This window comes from Pedobacter zeae (assembly GCF_014196715.1).
Taxonomy (GTDB): domain Bacteria; phylum Bacteroidota; class Bacteroidia; order Sphingobacteriales; family Sphingobacteriaceae; genus Pedobacter; species Pedobacter zeae.
On record NZ_JACIEF010000002.1, the window covers coordinates 432,099 to 448,825 of the forward strand.

The window sequence follows — 16,727 nt, forward strand, 5'->3', positions numbered from 1 at the left end:
TTGTGTTAAATTTATGCTAAACACCCAAATTATGCACACCAGAACTTTTACATACATACCAACAAAGGTTGGGTCGCCTATGCTGGTTACCATTGACCAGGATGATGAGGTTTTAAATGTTACAATCGGCGACACTTACCTGGGAAGCATGGTAGAAAACGAACAATCTCCATACGGATGGGAAACCACCGACCCACTACTTTTAGAAGAATTACCTGATTTATCCATGGCCTTAAAAGAAGAAAAAGCCATGGAGAATTTACCGTATGCGTTAAAAGATTTGTTCGGTGAAAGCATAGCATATTGGGAATGGGAAGATGATCAGAATTTAAGGGTAATCGCTCATCCGGATCTCGATTTGTCTGAATTCGCAAATGCGATTCGGGACCAGATTAATGAAATCGTGCTTTTCGATAAAACTATGGTAATCAATTTATCTCAGAACGATAAAACAGAAGAAATTTACATAAACTAAAATCATGGAAAATTTAACCTTGCAAGACGCTGAAGAGCTGATGGCTTATTACAGAGATTACGAGATTAGCTCAGAGTTCAGCGAAGACAAACAAACCTTAAACATCAAAGTCAAAAACGACGTAGATATTGAAAAGGCGGCAAAAGGCGCTGAAGTATCTTGGTACGATCAAGGCGAATATCCGATGAGCTTTACAGGTGTCCTTAAAACCGAAGACGGAAGCAAAACAGCTACTTTTGAATATGAAGCTTCAGGTGATTACATTTTTGGTGATTAATCGCTAACTTAGTGTTATGTGTTACCGAGCAACCCAAACTAACAAACCTTATGAATACGCAGAGTATTATTCTGCACAACTCATCAATGAAGCTGATTTAAACGATAAAATATATTATCATGCAAATGGATTTGACCATCCTCAATTGATTACAGTCACCGCTAATGAAGGAATGAGAGTAGTTGAAAGAATGCAGTGGGGATTAATGGCTAATTGGGGTTATTCAATGGATGAAATGCTTAAAAGGGCAAAGAAAACATTAAATGCCAGGTCAGAAACAATATTTGAATTATCCTCGTTTAAGAACTCTATTATGGCCAAAAGGTGCATAATGCCAGTAAATGGTTTCTTCGAATATAAAAAGGTAGGTAATGATAAGTTACCTTATTATATTCATCCGAAGGACCACCGATTTTTCAATTTTGCCTGTATCTATGCCGTTTATAAAGACCCTGCTACAAACAAATGGCATAAATCATATTCCATAGTAACGGGGCCTGCAAATGAATTGATGGCCAGCATTCACAACACTGAAAAGCGGCAACCGATAATTATTTCGAATGATCAAATAAATGCCTGGTTAGATCCATCAACCAGTAAGGAAGAAATTATTCATCTAATGGAGCCGTGCGATGATACCAATATGGCAGCCTACAGGGTTGACCGGGATTTGATTAAAATTGGCAATAACCCTGAGGCCTTAAAAGAGGTGCCAGAAACAACTTTGTTATAGGCTACTACCAACCGATAGTTTTACCGCGCAATCTGGTTTTAATATGATTAACCAGGTCTCTTTTATATTTATCGTAGCTGCTTGTGTCAGTGTGACCGGTTAGATTCATAATTTCGGCATCAGAATAGCCGGCATTCAATAAATCAACAACCCTGGTATGTTTCCATCCGTAAAGTGTAAAGTCTTTTGATAAGCCTAATTTTTCCTTAATATCTTCTCTGAAAGGCCTAGAAAAATAATTTTCACTATGCATTGCGGAATCAACTCCACCCGATTTACCGATTACGTAGTAGTTAGCCGGGTATTTTTCTAAATTTAATGACTCCAACATATCAGAAAGTTCATCGCAAATGGGCACGGTACGGCTTTTGGTCTTTCCAACAATCTTCATGTACCGGCCGTTCAAATCTACATTTTCAATCTTAAGATTACGGATCTCATCCGGGCGCATGCAGCTGAAGTAAATAAATTTAGAATAAAATTCCATTTTAGGGAACTTCTTAAATTCTTCTTTAACTGCATTGCCAACAGTTTCACCGAAGTATTGGTGTTTCATTGGACGGGCAACTTTCTGCTCAAGCTCACTATCAGCACCGATATGGAAATCATCGCGGCGAATCCACTTACGGGGTGCTTTTGCAAACCAGTTGAGTAGGGTTACCCAAAACCTTAAATGATTGTTATATGTGGTTTCATTCCAGTTGTGATGACCTTTCATCCAGCTTAGCATATCCGAAATAAACTTGGTATCAATAGAATTTAGCCTTACATCGGCAAGTCTATTTTCAAAAAGGTAATTTTCAAACTTTGCTATGTAGCTGTTGTACGAAGTCATGGAATCTTTAGCCAGGTTCTTTTCTTCTTTTTTATTGATGAAAATCTTAAAGGCATCAAGTAATGTCGGCGACTTTTGATTTTCCTGCAGTATAGCTTCTGCCTTTAAATCATGTATGATTTCATTTGTTTTTTGTTCGGCCATAAATGGATCATAGCCGGCAATAAGTCTGGCATTAATTTCATTCGCAAGTTCATTCGCAAAAGCTTCTTTTTCCTGAAGGTCATCAATATAATTGATTCCTTCATAAGCCCTGAAGCGATCAAACTTAGCGGTGAATGGATTTAAAAAGGAATAGGAGACATACCACTTTTCTTTTGGATCTCCTGTTTTTCCTCTGTAGATCTTAGCTTTTTTATATTTCTTAATCGCCATAAACCTTATTTTTTTCCGTGCCCCCGTTTTGCCCCCGATATGTGTATAAACGGAAAAAGGAGCCCCTACGGACTCCTTTCGCTGTAATGCGGAGAGCGAGGGATTCGAACCCCCGGACCTGTTACAGTCAACAGTTTTCAAGACTGCCGCATTCGACCACTCTGCCAGCTCTCCGCTGCAAAAGTACGAACTTGGCGCCAATCTGCAAATGATTTCGATTCAAATATTTGCATAAATATTTTAAGTCTTGCTAATCATCTGGTTAGCAAGTATAAAAATGTTAAAAAAGCAGTTAAAGCGTCAATAAAGGTTACTTTAACAAAGATTTTTGGGCTTTATATTTAAATTAAAGCGCCTGCTTAGGGTAAATTTTTTCCCGGTCTACCGATAGAATACCATTGCCTTCAATGGCAAAACAAACTAGTCCGATCAATACGGAAACCGAAAACCAAAATTCTGAATAGGGTTTAAAGATACCACCGGAAATATTGATAAAGAAAACTGCTCCAATCAATATCGGTAAATTAAGCAGGCAGAACAAGCGGGTATACGTACCCAGGGCAATGGCCATGCCCCCGATAATATGCATTAAAATGATCAGGTGGGCCAGTAAACTGATGCTGATGGCAGTACCTAAAAATGCACCCCGCATGAGGTGGTTAAACGCCTGCATGTTGATATAAAAATCGATGCCCTTCCAAATTAAAATAAGACCTAATAAAATTCTGAAATAGTCTAACCATTTTGGGTGATGATGATCGCCCCAGTGCTGGATTTTTTTAAGCATGTTCATAACTTCTATATTTTGGTTAGAACAATTTACGCATAATAAATTATAATAACAATGTGTAACTAATTGTTTGAAATTGAGTAGATTTTGGTTCTTTTCAGGATGTTAACTTAACAAGGTACTCGTCATCTCCAGAATGTAATGTAGCGGAGAGACCTATTTCGTTTAGATTTTCTCTGTTTCTCGTTGCTTCAGGAAATGACGGATTGATCGCTGTCACAGAAAATAATGAGGTAAGACCGAGCGAAAGCATTAAGATTCACGCCCTGCGCGAGAATGACGACTATCGTATAAGAAACTATTCCTATACATTACGCTATCTGCACCTTACTACCGGCCTAGCAGATTTCCGCCGAAAAAAGCACGAAAATCTTTGCAATTCCCCTTAATGCCCCAGTGTCCAAGGCTGGATCAAGCGAGAGCGGAGGGATAAAAGTAAGGGTAAGAGCCTCGATGCTGCCGCTGTCAAGATTTCCGTAGCTTTTTACAAGGAAGGATGCAAGCCTTGATCTTTTGTTACTTTTGGATCAAGCCAAAAGTAAGAGCCCTTCGGTGGCTAACCGAGGCAAGCGCCTGCGCAGATGCAAAAAAAAGCTGTACACTAAAAAACTAACTTAACAGATTTCTCCACTATGGAAATGAAGGTAATTTTGGAAATTATCCTTCAACTCTGCTCGGGATGATAAAAAACAGACTGATAATTATATCTTGCACTTTTAGCTTATATCTCTTAAATGCCGTATTTTATGGTTACATAATTATTCTGATTGATAAACCGCTCGATTAACACACGATAATTAGAAGCATGATGTACTGGAATAACTCTTCATCCACTAAAAAGATCCTTCGTGCCTCAGGATGACAATTTTAAGTGATGTTATCCTTTCTTCTTCTCCGCTATTTTACTGTTTACATAGTCGGTTGGCGACATGCCGAACTGTTTGGCAAAGTTTCTTCCAAAGTGCGATTGAGAACTATAACCAACCATTTCTGAAATTTCATAGATTTTTAATATCCCTTCATTTAAAAGCTCTGCAGCTTTTTTGAGCCTGGTTAAATTGATCAGTTCATTCGGACTCAGGTTAGAGATAGATTTGATTTTGCGGTATAAGGTTGGCCGGCTCATGTTCATCTTTTCTGCAAGGTGTTCTACATCCAGATCCTGATCGCTGATGTTTTTATTAATGGTATCCTGTAATTTCTCCAAAAACAACTCATCTGCCTTAGAATAGGCAATGCTTTTAAGATGAAGGAGGGGGGAACTGGAGAAATATTCCTTAATCTTGTTCTTGTTTTTTATCAGGCTGGAAATCTGTACCTGGAGAAATTCTGGCGAAAAGGGTTTTTCTACATAGGCATCGGCACCCAGTTCTAAACCTTCAATTTTAGATTGCAACGAATTTTTTGCGGTCAGCAGGATAACGGGGATGTGGCTGAATTCCAGGGTCGATTTAACTTTTGCACAAAATTCGAAACCGTCCATTTCGGGCATCATTACGTCGCTGATAATGAGTTGAACAATTTCGCGTTGTAATATTTCTAAGGCTTCTAACCCATTTCTGGCCTGTAGAACATGGTATTTTTCTTCCAGATCATCTGAAATGAAATCAAGGATATCTTCGTTGTCATCAACCAATAACACTACAGACCTTTCCATATCTTCAGTACCTTTTATGGTAAACGTGCCTACAATTTCTTCCATTTTCCGTTCAGGTTAAATTCTATAAGTTGATGGATAGGCAGTTCTAATACAAATATATTAAAATCACCATCATTAAAATCTAAATAAAGCTCCCCGCTATGCAGTTGTGCAAGCGATTTCGAAATCGATAAACCTATCCCGGTTCCTGCCTTTATTTCTGTTTCTTTGCCCCTAAAAAAAGGTTCAAATATCTTGTCCTTAATTTCTACGGGGATTCTGTTCCCATCATTTTTTACGATTACGGCAAATTTATCACCTTCCGGCAATAATAAGCGAATTTGCACATTGGCTTTGCCATATTTTATGGCATTATCTACCAAATTGCTGATCATTTTGTAAAAAGCCTCTACATCGATATAGGCATGGAGTTTTTTCTCAGGTAAATGGAGGTTATAGGTAATATCTTGCTGTTCTGCGGCAGGCTGGAACTGAAGAAATATGTCTTTTAATATTTCAGAAATATCGGCCTTTACAAAGTTTAACGAAAATTCGCTGGTTTCTGTTTTTCTAAAATCCAATAACTGGTTGGTTAATTTGAGCAGCCTATCGGTGTTTCGGCCCATAATCCGTAAATTCTTTTCTATTGCAGGTACGGCACCGGCCTGTTTAATCAGTTTCTCCATCGGACCGATAATCAAGGTGAGTGGTGTTCTGATTTCGTGGGCAACATTGGTGAAAAATTCGATCTTCGCCTGGTAAATTTCTTTTTGTTTTTCGTGCTCAAAAACTTCCATCCTTCTGCTGTTTTTTAATGCAATTTTTCGGTGGTACCTCCGCACCAAAAAGAAAACCATTCCTCCTGCAGCAATTAAATAAAGCAGGTAAGCCAAAGGACTGAGGTAAAAAGGGGGATGTATTTTGATCAGCAGCTTAACATTTTTGGTGCTCCAGTTGCTGCTTCCTTCTACCAAGGCTTTTACCTCAAAAGTGTAATTGCCCGGAGCAAGTTTGGTAAAATAGACCTTCCTGTTGGTTTTTAAATATTCCCAGTTTTTATAAAGCCCGGTCATTTTATAAGCATACTCTGTCATTTCGGGCGACAGATAGCTTAAGGCAGCAAAATCGATACTAAAAGAGGATTGGTTGTAGTTAAGTTCGATGGTATCGGCATAAAGAATCGATTTATTGGCAACAGAATCGGCGCCGTTTAAGCCCGTTTCTAAACTGTTGATTTGAAATCCGGTTAAAAATACCGGAGCCTTGTACTTGGTTGCCTTTAAGTTGGCCGGATTAAAGCTTACCAGGCCTTTTACGCTTCCAAAATAGATCCGGCCTTTCTCGTCCTGATAGGCAGAACTGTAATTAAACTGATCGGTAAGCAATCCGTTGGCTTTAGTATAGGTTTTACTTAAACCTGTGGTGGGATCAAAGTGGATGAGGCCCCTGGTGCTGCTAATCCAGAACTTGTTGGCCGCGTCTTCTTCTATGCGGAAAAGGTAATTGCTGGGAAAACCGTTTTTTATGCCGTAACGTTTAAATTGGTGCGTTTTCTGATCAAAGCTGCAAAGTCCGCCACCATCAGTGGTTACCCAAATACGCTGTTTGCTATCTTCAAAAATACTGTTTACGGTGTTATGGCTCAAACTTTTCGCCTCTGCCGGGATATTTCGGTAATTTACATACCCTGGTTTAGATAAGTTAAACTGAAATAAACCATCGTTAAAGCTCCCCGCCCAGATATTGCCCTTACTATCTTCCATAACCGAATCGTAAAAAATAAATGGCAGGCCTGCAACCGGGTCGAAATCATCTTTTTTGCGGTTATAACGGTAAATCCCATTAATGGTTCCAACTAATATTTCACCTGATCGGGTTTTACAAAAAGTAACAATGAAGTTGGTGCGTAAAGTATTTCCAACACCTGCCTGGTAATGTTTAATTACCTTTTCTGTTTTCAGGTCTAAAACGTCCAGTCCATGTTCGAAAGTGCCAACCCAGAGCTTGTCGCCGTCAACCAGTAAACCGTGTATATTGGAATAGGCAATGCTTCCGGGTTTTCCGTCGGGTAGAAAGTGTTTAAATGCGCCAGTTTTTACGTCGAGTTTGTTCAGCCCCGCATCTTCCGTCCCGATCCAGAAATTTCCGTTACCATCCCTGGTAATTTCCCTTACATCGCTTCCACTAATCGAATTTGCACCTTTTTGCGGAAAGTATTTGGTAAACAGTGAAGTATGGCTCGAATAGTAATTTACACCTCCAAAATAGGTACCCGCCCAAACCCCACCTTCACGATCAAGGCAGATGGTATACACGGCGTTGTCGCTTAAAGAATAATCATTGTTATATTGTTTTTTAAGGTGGATAATCGTCCCATTTTCATCATTATAAATGTAAATGCCCGATTCTGTGGCAATCCAAAATTCGTGTGGCCCTGTTTTTTTGATATCGCGAACAAAAATTGGTGTTTGGTCGTCGTTTAACCTGATTATATTTTTTGATGCTAAAGTAACCGGATTAAAGAGTTTAACGCCCTGATTGGTAGTGCCAACCAATAAATTGCCGCTTTCGGTTTCTGCAATTCTCGATACCCAGCCATATTCGGTTTTGGCGTTTTTGCCATTAATATTAAATTGCTCAAATTGATTTGCTTCAGGATTGTATTTTTCCAGTGTTCCCTTTCCGGTGCTGATCCATACACTGCCATCTTTTAAAACAGTTACCAACGATGCATCGAAAGGTGCATGATGGGTAAAGGCCTGCATTTTCTTAGTTCGCTTTTGGTATAAATATATTTTGAACGAAGATAAGATCCATAAATTTCCACGCTGATCGCTGGCCAGGTCGATAATCCGCATTCCTTTAGTTTCTTTAATAATGGCAAAGCTTTCTTTTGCAGGGTTATATTGGTATACACCACTGTTGGTGCCTACCCAAAGTGTTTGTTCCTGGTCGTGGTGGAGCGCATAAATTAAATCGTTGCCTAAACTGCCCGCCTGATCCGGATCATGGCGATAGGTTTTAAAAGAATAACCATCAAAGCGGTTTAGGCCATCTTTAGTGCCAAACCACATAAAACCATTTCCATCCTGTACACTGCAAAATGCTGTATTGTTAGAAAGCCCGTTTTCTACCTGGTAATGCCTAAAATAGTAAGGCTGTGCCCAAAGCCGGTGGACCGAAAATAACAGACATAAAAGGATGAAGAGTTTTTTCAAGATATTTTGGTCAGTTGCATCAAATATATTAAAGAAATGCTTTGCTTTCAGGCTAATTTAAATTTGAGCAGATAAGTAGAAAGATTGAGACAGATTTTGTTTAAGAACCCCAGTTTTTATAGGCCTGAAAACTATAAATCGCCAACTGCCAACTGATCAGGGCGTTCCCAAAGCTGCGCAAAGGTCGGGCTTTTCAGGGCTGCGCTATGCTCCGGTACCGATGAACCTCCGTGTAGGCACAATTAATTATAATATTTCTGCCGCTCTATGCCGCGGTGGCATGGTACTTTGGAGCGCCAAAGTACCCAAAGCGCTTCATCAATCCGCAATGAGCCTTTTCCACAATCCCATGCACATCAAAAAAACAGTGGCACTTCGTTTTGTGTTCAATATATTTTTAAAATTGATTCATCGTTATGAACACAAAACCACTGCGTTTAAGGTTTGTTAGTGCCAGTTTACCTGAACTGCAACTGTTTTTTTGATTTCCCTGGCTCTTGGGATTGACGGCGTTCTCCGCTCAAGACGGTAGTTTTTCAAAGCAAGCTTAGCATGGTGCTCAAAACTATTCCAAAAAAATGTGTTCACACGGTAGGTACCGATGAAGGATCGGTACTGAACCCTTACTATTCCTAACGCAAAACCCGGCTCAAAAAACCTGCGTGGTTTGATGTAACAGCACTACAAGCCTATGTTAACTAAACCTGATAGTACGAAAAGCCCGAAACGAAGTAGGAGTGAGGACTTGAAGGGATAGCAGGACTGCTGTAGCCGAAATGGGCCAAGCCCCTCGTTTCCAAAAAAATAAATACTATGTAAGGACTATCACCTATCCTTAGCATCCCTAACGCAAAACCCGGCGTAAAAAACCTGCGTGGTTTGATCCAGTAGCACTACAAGCCTATGTTAACTAAACCTGATAGTACGAAAAGCCCGAAACGAAGTAGGAGTGAGGACTTGAAGGGATAGCAGGACTGCTGTAACCGAAATGGGCCTGCCTTAACCTTTTCAAAATAATAATAATTACCTGCTATTGTGTACAATAAGTATTCAATACCTGCACCCAGACTTATTTATCATGCCAGTCTGTTGTGGTTAAGATCCCTGAGCTAAACTCGGGATGACGCATGGAGCGGTATGTTCCGTGTTGCTGAGTCTCCGTGGCTAAACCAGACTCCTTAAATACAAATCGAGACAAAATGAAGAAATATTGATACAAATGCGTATCCCTCTGAAAAGCGAAAAACCGAATCTTTGGATAAGAATTAAATGGAACTAAATCCATTTACCTCTTTAACTAACCAAATCTAACCCAATATGAAAAGAAGTTTATTCTCTTATGGCGGCTTTGCATCCGTGGATTGGTACTTGCTTCAAAAAATGTTTTTGAAACGTAAAGTCTTCTCCGTTATTTTTACTTCCATCACGCTAATCTTACTTTCCTTTCAACTCCGTGCCCAGGCGCAAACGGCTGTTACCGGAACGGTAACCGACGAAAAAGGAGAAACAGTTGTTGGTGCCAGTGTTAAAGTTAAAGGTACCAACACCGGTGTAACAACAGGTGGCGACGGGAAATTCAGCATTCAGGTAAGCGATAAAAATGCTACGCTGATCTTTATTTATGTGGGCTACACTAACCAGGAAGTTGCACTGGCCGGCCGTACGCAAATCAATGTTAAACTCAAGCCATCTGATAACGATTTATCAGAAGTTGTTGTAGTGGGGTACAATACGCAGAAAAAGGAGGCTATAACAGGGGCGATTTCATCAATTAGCAGCAAAGACCTCGAAAAAGTGCATGGCGGCTCTACCGTAAGTACAGGCCTGGCCGGAAAGCTACCAGGTGTATCTTTCAGGATGCCCGACGGAAGACCAGGCTCCAGTGCCAATATCCAGATCCGTAACATGGGTAACCCGCTTTATGTTATCGATGGCATTCAACAAGATGCCGGACAGTTTAATAATATCTCCCCTAACGATATCGAAAGTATCAGTGTGCTTAAAGATGCATCGGCAGCTATTTACGGCAGCAGGGCATCAAACGGTGTAATTTTGGTGACCACTAAAAGGGGTAAAAACAGTACGCGTAATACCTTTAGTGTGGATGCTTACACCGGCTGGCAAAACTGGGTTCGTTTTCCCGAAACAACTGACGCTTATCAATGGATGTTAGGTAAAGCCACGGCAGAAATGAACCAGAACGGAAGAACAGATATTACACAGGCCGAGCTGGATAAATGGAAAGCGGGTACTGAATATGGTTACCAGAGCCAGAACTGGAAAGATATTATTATTGCGCCGAACGCACCGCAATCTTCAGTAAATTTAAGTGCCTCAGGCGGAAGCGAACGGGTAAATTATTACTTTTCTGCTACCCGGTTAGATCAGAAAGGGGTATACGGCACTGCGCGTGAATTCGATTTCAACCGGACCAATATCCAAAGTAATATCGAAGCTAAAATAACCGACCGTTTTAAGGTGGGCATGCTGATTAATGGTCGTATCGAAAGTCGCGATCAGCCAGGCGTACCAGGTGGAGATGATTACTGGGCTGCCCGTTTTGCATTATTAAGAAACAGGCCAACCGAACAGGCTTATGCCAATGGCAATCCAAATTACCCGAACGATATTGGGCACAATACCGAGCAGTTTGCCGTGCAGAGTAAGGCTTTAACCGGATACTGGAAATCAGACTGGAGGGTTTTGCAAACCAATTTATCGGCATCTTACGAAACACCTGTAAAAGGCCTGGAAATAAAAGGTTTATATTCTTATTACATCGCCGATAACGTGATCAACGGGCATGAGTATACCTATAATGTATATACCTATCATCCGGAAACAGGTATTTATGAAGAAAAAGTGGGAAGTTCAAATCCTTACAGAGAGCGTAGAAACGAGAAAGTATACACCAATACCTATCAGCTCCAGGCCAATTATAACCGTACCTTTGGCAAACATACTGTAGGTGCCGTATTGGTGGCCGAGCGTTTAGACCGCTTTAGAACCTATACCTTTCAGCACGCGGTACCACAAACCAATATTTTGCCCGTGCTGCAGTTTGCAGATATGGATGGACAGGATTTTGCCGACATACAGGAAGAGCAGGCCCGTATTGGCTATGTGGGCAGGATAAACTACAATTACGACAATAAATATTACCTGGAGCTTTCTGGCCGCAGAGATGCTTCATGGAAGTTTGCGCCAGACAGACGTGTGGGTTATTTCCCATCAGCATCCATTGGATGGAGAATTACGCAAGAAAAATTTATGAAATCGCTTTTGGGCGAAAGCAATATCTTGAATGACCTGAAGCTTCGTGCTTCTTACGGGCAGCTTGGGGATGATGATGTGGGTATCGATCCCTTTGCTTATATCCCGGGTTATAATTACAATCAGGGCAGTGTGATATTAGATGGAAAAAATATTACCACATCCAGGGATAAAGGCCCTATTATTAATAACCTAAGCTGGTTTAAAAGCAAAATCACAGATATTGGCCTCGATTTTTCGATGTTCGGCAGTAAACTTTCCGGAACAGCAGATTATTTTTATAGAAAACGTTCTGGCTTACCGGCCATTAAAAACGATGTAGTTGTTCCGATTGAACTGGGATACCCATTAAATGTTGAGAACCTGGAAAGCGATGCACAGTTTGGCGGGGAGTTTTCTTTAAACTACCGGGATAAAATCGGCGAGTTTAATTACAATGTGGGTGGAAACATTTCCATTAGCAGAAAGAAACTTTTGGAAAGATATAAGCCGCGTTTTGGCAACTCGTGGGAGAATTACAGAAGTAATGGCACCGATAGATATGCCGATATTTTTTGGGGTTATGAAGTAACCGGTCAGTTTCAGAGTATCGAGGAGATTAATAACTACAAAGTGAATATTGATGGAAAAGGTAACCGCTCTTTATTGCCTGGCGATTTAATTTACAAAGATCAGAATGGTGATGGTATTATTGACGGTTTAGATGAAAGGCCAATAGGTTATACCACAACAGGGCAACCCAATGTAGGCTTTGGATTTACCATTGGTGGTTCTTATAAGAACTTCGATTTTACCGCCGATTTTTCTGGCGGAGCGATGTATTCATGGAACCAGAACTGGGAGCAGCGCTGGGCATTCCAGAACGGAGGCGCTTTACTGCAGAATTTTGCTGATGACAGCTGGCACCGTACCGATCCTTTTAACCTGAACAGTGCGTGGGTGGCTGGTAAATATCCGGCCATCCGTTTTAACGACCGCGACCACAGTAACAATACCCGAAATTCGACTTTCTGGCTACACAACGTGAGGTACCTGAGGGCGCGTACACTGGAGATTGGCTATACCTTGCCAAAAAGATGGGCAGAAAAAATTAAGATCCAGAACGCAAGGGTATATGTAAACGGGTACAACCTGTTCTCGATAGATAACCTCAAAGACTATGGCGTAGATCCTGAAATTGCCGACGATAATGGCTTACAGTATCCGCAGAACAAGTTTTTTAACATCGGTCTTAAATTATCGCTTTAACATGAAAAAGACTAATCAAATGAAAAAATATATATACGCGTTCGCTGCCATTGCCTGTTTAAGTTTTGCGCAGTCATGTAAAAAAGATTCCGAATTTTTGGATAAGCAACCTACCAGTACCCTGCCGATTGATGCGGTGTGGAAAGACCCCAACCTGGTGCTTACTGTGGTTGGCGATCTGTATGATCGTTTCCCTGATTTTCAACGTATCGAATCGTGGTGGTTATTTGCCGATTTTGATGAGGGCTTTGCTTCGGCAAGTGGAGATTATTTTCGCCACCAGAATTTAGAGTATGGGTACGACTCATGGGGGTATTGGGACATCAATGTTTATCGACTGGTAAACGACCTGAACCTGTTTATTAAACGTGGGCAGGAAGCTACAGCTTTAAAAGCCGAAGACCGCAACCGTTTTTTAGCTGAGGCACGTTTTATCAGGGCTGGGGTATACTTCGAAATGGTAAAAAGAATGGGCGGCGTTCCTTTGATCACTGTTCCACTGGCCTATGATTATAGCGGAGATCCAGGTTATCTGCAATACCCAAGATCAAAGGAATCTGAAATTTATGATTTTGTGATTGCCGAATTGGAAGCCATTAAAACAGTGCTTCCGGATAATGCAACCATTCAGAGCAGGGCTACAAAAGCTGCGGCCCTGGCTATGGAATCGAGGGCTGCGCTATATGCCGGTTCTATTGCAAAATATAGCAATGCCCAGTTAACCCTTCCTGGTGGGGAGGTGGGCATACCTGCAGCAATGGCTAATGGTTATTTTACCAAAGCTTTAAATGCGGCCAAAGAAATTATAGATGGTGGTAAATATTCACTTTACAAAAAGAACCCAAACCTGTCTGATAATTTTGCAGCCCTCTTTACCGATAAAGGCAGCAATCCGGAAGTAATATTTGCCAAAGATTTTAAATTAAAAACCAATAAGGTACATGGTTTTACCATCGATAACCAACCCCGCTCTTCTGCCGAGGAAGCACAGGGCGGAAGGTTAAATCCATCATTAAACCTGGTTCAGTCTTTCGAGAAACTAGATAATACCTATGCCTCTTTAGCTACTGTTGATGGTAGTGGAAATCCGGTTTATTATACCAATATTACCGATATTTTTGCCGATCGCGATGCGCGTTTAGCCGGTACGGTAATTCTGCCTGGAACACAGTTTAAAGGTAAAACAGTTGATATCTGGGCGGGTTATCAGTTAGCCAACGGTACAATTGTAACAGGCGATAATTTTGCGCAGAGTAAAAGTAACGTACTTCCCGGTAATCCGGGTTCGGTACAGGTAGTAGGTGGCGATGGGCCTGTTGATGGTTTAGAATTTAGTGCACAATCTGGTTTTTATGTGCGTAAATATTTAGATCCGGCTACAGGATCAGGCCAGATTGGTACACGGAGCGATGTATGGTGGATCCGCTACCGCTATGCCGAAGTGTTGTTAAATGCTGCCGAAGCCGCTTTTGAATTAGGTGATGCCGCTACAGCAGCCAATTATATCAAACCGGTAAGAGACCGTGCAGGATTAACCACTGCATTAAGCCCGGCTAATATCACTTTCGACCGTATTGTGCACGAACGAAAAGTAGAATTTGCTTTCGAAGGTCATCAGCTTTGGGATATGAAACGTTGGAGACTGGCTGATAAGGTATGGAATGGCAACAACATGTCTGCCGCTGATTTTACCAATGCCAGCAATATCGGAAGTGCAACACGCACCAGTACGCAAGTGTTTGGTTTGTGGCCATATAAATATTATAACCCAGGCAATGCAAACCATTTAAAGTATATTTTTAAGGTGGTTAAACCTAGTCGTGTTACTGCGGCACACCGTTTCCGCATTGGCAATTATTACTCTTCAATCGGGCAGGATGTACTTAACGGCAACCCAAAAATTATCAGAAACCCTAATCAATAATCAATTATACAGATATGAAAAATAGATTTTATTTCATTATAGGGGCAATTGCAGCCATGTTTTTCTCCTCTTGTAAAAAGGATAATTATGAGGCACCTTCGGCCGATTTTACAGGGAGGATCGTATATAAGGGCGAAGCTATCAACGTGGAGTACGGCCAGGTCAATTTCGAACTCTGGCAGTCGGGCTTTGGTAATTATTCAGCGTTAAAGGTAAATGTAAGCCAGGATGGCCATTATTCGGCCAAGTTATTTGACGGGGACTATAAATTGGTGTTCTCACCAAACCAGGGACCATTTTTATGGAAAAAGAATGCAGCCGGTAAACAGGATACCATAGTCGTAAATATTAGCGGTAGCAAGGCAATGGATATAGAAGTAATGCCTTATTATATGATCCGCAATGCCAGTTTAACAGCTGCTTCCGGGAAAGTGAATGGATCCTGCAAACTGGAAAAAATCATTACAGATGCCAATGCAAAGGATATAGAAAGCGTATCACTATATATCAATAAAACTCAGTTTGTAGATGGGGGCAATAATATCGCGATACAACAGCTTACCGGTGCAGCTATTGCCGACCTCAATAACTTAAGCATGAGCGTAAATATCCCGGCAATTGTACCTGCGCAAAACTATGTTTTTGCCAGGATAGGGGTTAAAATTGCAGGCGTAGACGATTTGATTTTTACACCTGTAAGCAAATTAAGTTTTTAATTCTTTTAATAGTATCGTCATTCCCGCGCAGGCGGGAATCTTAATGCTAGTGTAACCAATCTAAACATTACGCACAAGATTCCCAATCAAGTTGGGAATGACGATCAATCGAAGTATTGTTAATAATCAATATCTTACCCTTAGCTCATCACTGTTAAATGAAATATCTTTTTACCTTTTTTTTAAGCTTCTTCCTATTTTCTATCGGTAAAAATGTGTTTGCCAGGCAATTAAACGATACCATTTATTTAGCCGATCCCTCGATTTTCTTAGATAATGGCGTTTACTATTTGTATGGTACCAGCAGCGATCAGGGTTTTTTGGTTTATTCGTCAAACGACCTTAAAACCTGGAACAAGAAGTCGGAAAATAATGGGTTTGCACTAAAAAAAGGCGATGCCTTTGGCAGTAAAGGTTTTTGGGCCCCACAGGTATTTAAAAGAGGTAAAACCTATTTTATGGCCTATACCGCTGATGAGCAGATTGCAATTGCCCATAGTGATCGCCCAACAGGCCCTTTCATACAGCAAGAATTAAAAGCAATAGCTGGTACCGGGAAACAGATCGATCCATTTGTATTTACCGATGCCGATGGGAAAAATTACCTCTATCATGTGAAGCTCGACCACGGTAATCGGATTTTTGTAGCAGAACTGAAGGATGATTTTTCGGATGTAATCCCCGGAACAACAAAGTTTTGTTTAGCAGGAACTGAAGCCTGGGAAAATACGGCAAAAACAGATTGGCCGGTAACCGAAGGACCAACGGTAATTAAAAAGAACAATCTTTATTATCTGTTTTATTCTGCAAACGATTTCAGAAATCCCGATTATGCTATGGGTTATGCTACCTCAGGCTCGCCCGGAGGGCCATGGTTAAAATATGCAGGTAATCCCATTATCAGTAAAACGTTATTGCAAATAAACGGCACGGGGCATGGCGATTTTTTTACCGATAAAAAGGGAGCATTACAATATGTTTTTCATACCCATCATTCCAATTACCAAGTATCGCCAAGGGCTACTGCTATTGTAAAGGCTGGTTTTGTAAAAGACAAACACGGCAGTTACCGTATGCAGATCGACACTGAAAGTTTTCGGTATTTAATGCAAGGTAAGGCAAAAGCATTCCAGAATTAAATTGATTGCATTTGTAGAAATATTGAGATAAAATTGAGCAGATTTAAGAGAAAAAATCCCTTTTTTTAAAATTAACAAATACCGC

General features: G+C 40.8%; 11 protein-coding genes and 1 tRNA gene. 7 read left to right on the plus strand and 5 right to left on the minus strand.

Annotated features, from left to right (window positions below; genetic code table 11):
• Nucleotides 1-31 precede the first annotated feature (31 nt).
• The 3 genes from GGQ60_RS08365 to GGQ60_RS08375 are packed head-to-tail and all read left to right on the plus strand — an operon-like array spanning nucleotide 32 to nucleotide 1,485.
• Nucleotides 32-475, plus strand: coding sequence for a hypothetical protein (locus GGQ60_RS08365; protein ID WP_183762291.1), 444 nt, complete (start codon nucleotides 32-34; stop codon nucleotides 473-475).
• A gap of 4 nt (nucleotides 476-479) precedes the next feature.
• Entirely contained in the window at nucleotides 480-752 is a 273-nt protein-coding gene (locus GGQ60_RS08370) for a hypothetical protein (protein ID WP_183762294.1), read from the plus strand.
• A gap of 16 nt (nucleotides 753-768) precedes the next feature.
• A complete protein-coding gene (locus GGQ60_RS08375) occupies nucleotides 769-1,485 on the plus strand; it encodes an SOS response-associated peptidase (RefSeq protein WP_183762297.1) in 717 nt (238 codons plus the stop codon).
• Between the two features lie 4 nt (nucleotides 1,486-1,489).
• On the opposite strand, the gene GGQ60_RS08380 is transcribed toward GGQ60_RS08375, so the two are convergent.
• The 5 genes from GGQ60_RS08380 to GGQ60_RS08400 form a co-directional block, all read right to left on the minus strand.
• Entirely contained in the window at nucleotides 1,490-2,695 is a 1,206-nt protein-coding gene (locus GGQ60_RS08380) for a tyrosine-type recombinase/integrase (protein ID WP_183762300.1), read from the minus strand.
• Nucleotides 2,696-2,784: 89 nt separating this feature from the next.
• Nucleotides 2,785-2,869 (minus strand) — tRNA-Ser (locus GGQ60_RS08385).
• Nucleotides 2,870-3,041: 172 nt separating this feature from the next.
• Nucleotides 3,042-3,488 (minus strand): DoxX family protein, encoded by a 447-nt coding sequence (locus GGQ60_RS08390; protein ID WP_183762303.1) that lies wholly within the window; start codon nucleotides 3,486-3,488, stop codon nucleotides 3,042-3,044.
• An 874-nt stretch (nucleotides 3,489-4,362) separates the two neighbouring features.
• Nucleotides 4,363-5,187: a response regulator transcription factor gene (locus tag GGQ60_RS08395; RefSeq protein ID WP_183762306.1), complete on the minus strand. Its 825-nt coding sequence runs from the start codon at nucleotides 5,185-5,187 to the stop codon at nucleotides 4,363-4,365.
• The gene (locus tag GGQ60_RS08400) at nucleotides 5,172-8,342 is read right to left on the minus strand and encodes a ligand-binding sensor domain-containing protein (protein WP_183762309.1); all 3,171 of its coding nucleotides are present in this window, start codon (nucleotides 8,340-8,342) and stop codon (nucleotides 5,172-5,174) included. The genes GGQ60_RS08395 and GGQ60_RS08400 overlap by 16 nt, the downstream gene beginning before the upstream one ends.
• A gap of 1,317 nt (nucleotides 8,343-9,659) precedes the next feature.
• Here GGQ60_RS08400 and GGQ60_RS08405 point away from each other — a divergent pair.
• The 4 genes from GGQ60_RS08405 (at nucleotide 9,660) to GGQ60_RS08420 (ending at nucleotide 16,642) form a co-directional block, all read left to right on the plus strand.
• Nucleotides 9,660-12,863: a SusC/RagA family TonB-linked outer membrane protein gene (locus GGQ60_RS08405; protein WP_183762312.1), complete on the plus strand. Its 3,204-nt coding sequence runs from the start codon at nucleotides 9,660-9,662 to the stop codon at nucleotides 12,861-12,863.
• Between the two features lie 19 nt (nucleotides 12,864-12,882).
• Entirely contained in the window at nucleotides 12,883-14,787 is a 1,905-nt protein-coding gene (locus tag GGQ60_RS08410) for a RagB/SusD family nutrient uptake outer membrane protein (RefSeq protein WP_183762314.1), read from the plus strand.
• Nucleotides 14,788-14,801: 14 nt separating this feature from the next.
• On the plus strand, nucleotides 14,802-15,503 hold the full coding sequence (locus GGQ60_RS08415; protein ID WP_183762317.1) for a DUF3823 domain-containing protein: 702 nt from the start codon (nucleotides 14,802-14,804) through the stop codon (nucleotides 15,501-15,503).
• A gap of 158 nt (nucleotides 15,504-15,661) precedes the next feature.
• Nucleotides 15,662-16,642, plus strand: a complete 981-nt coding sequence (locus GGQ60_RS08420; protein ID WP_183762320.1) for a glycoside hydrolase family 43 protein — start codon at nucleotides 15,662-15,664, stop codon at nucleotides 16,640-16,642.
• The last annotated feature ends 85 nt before the right edge of the window (nucleotides 16,643-16,727 follow it).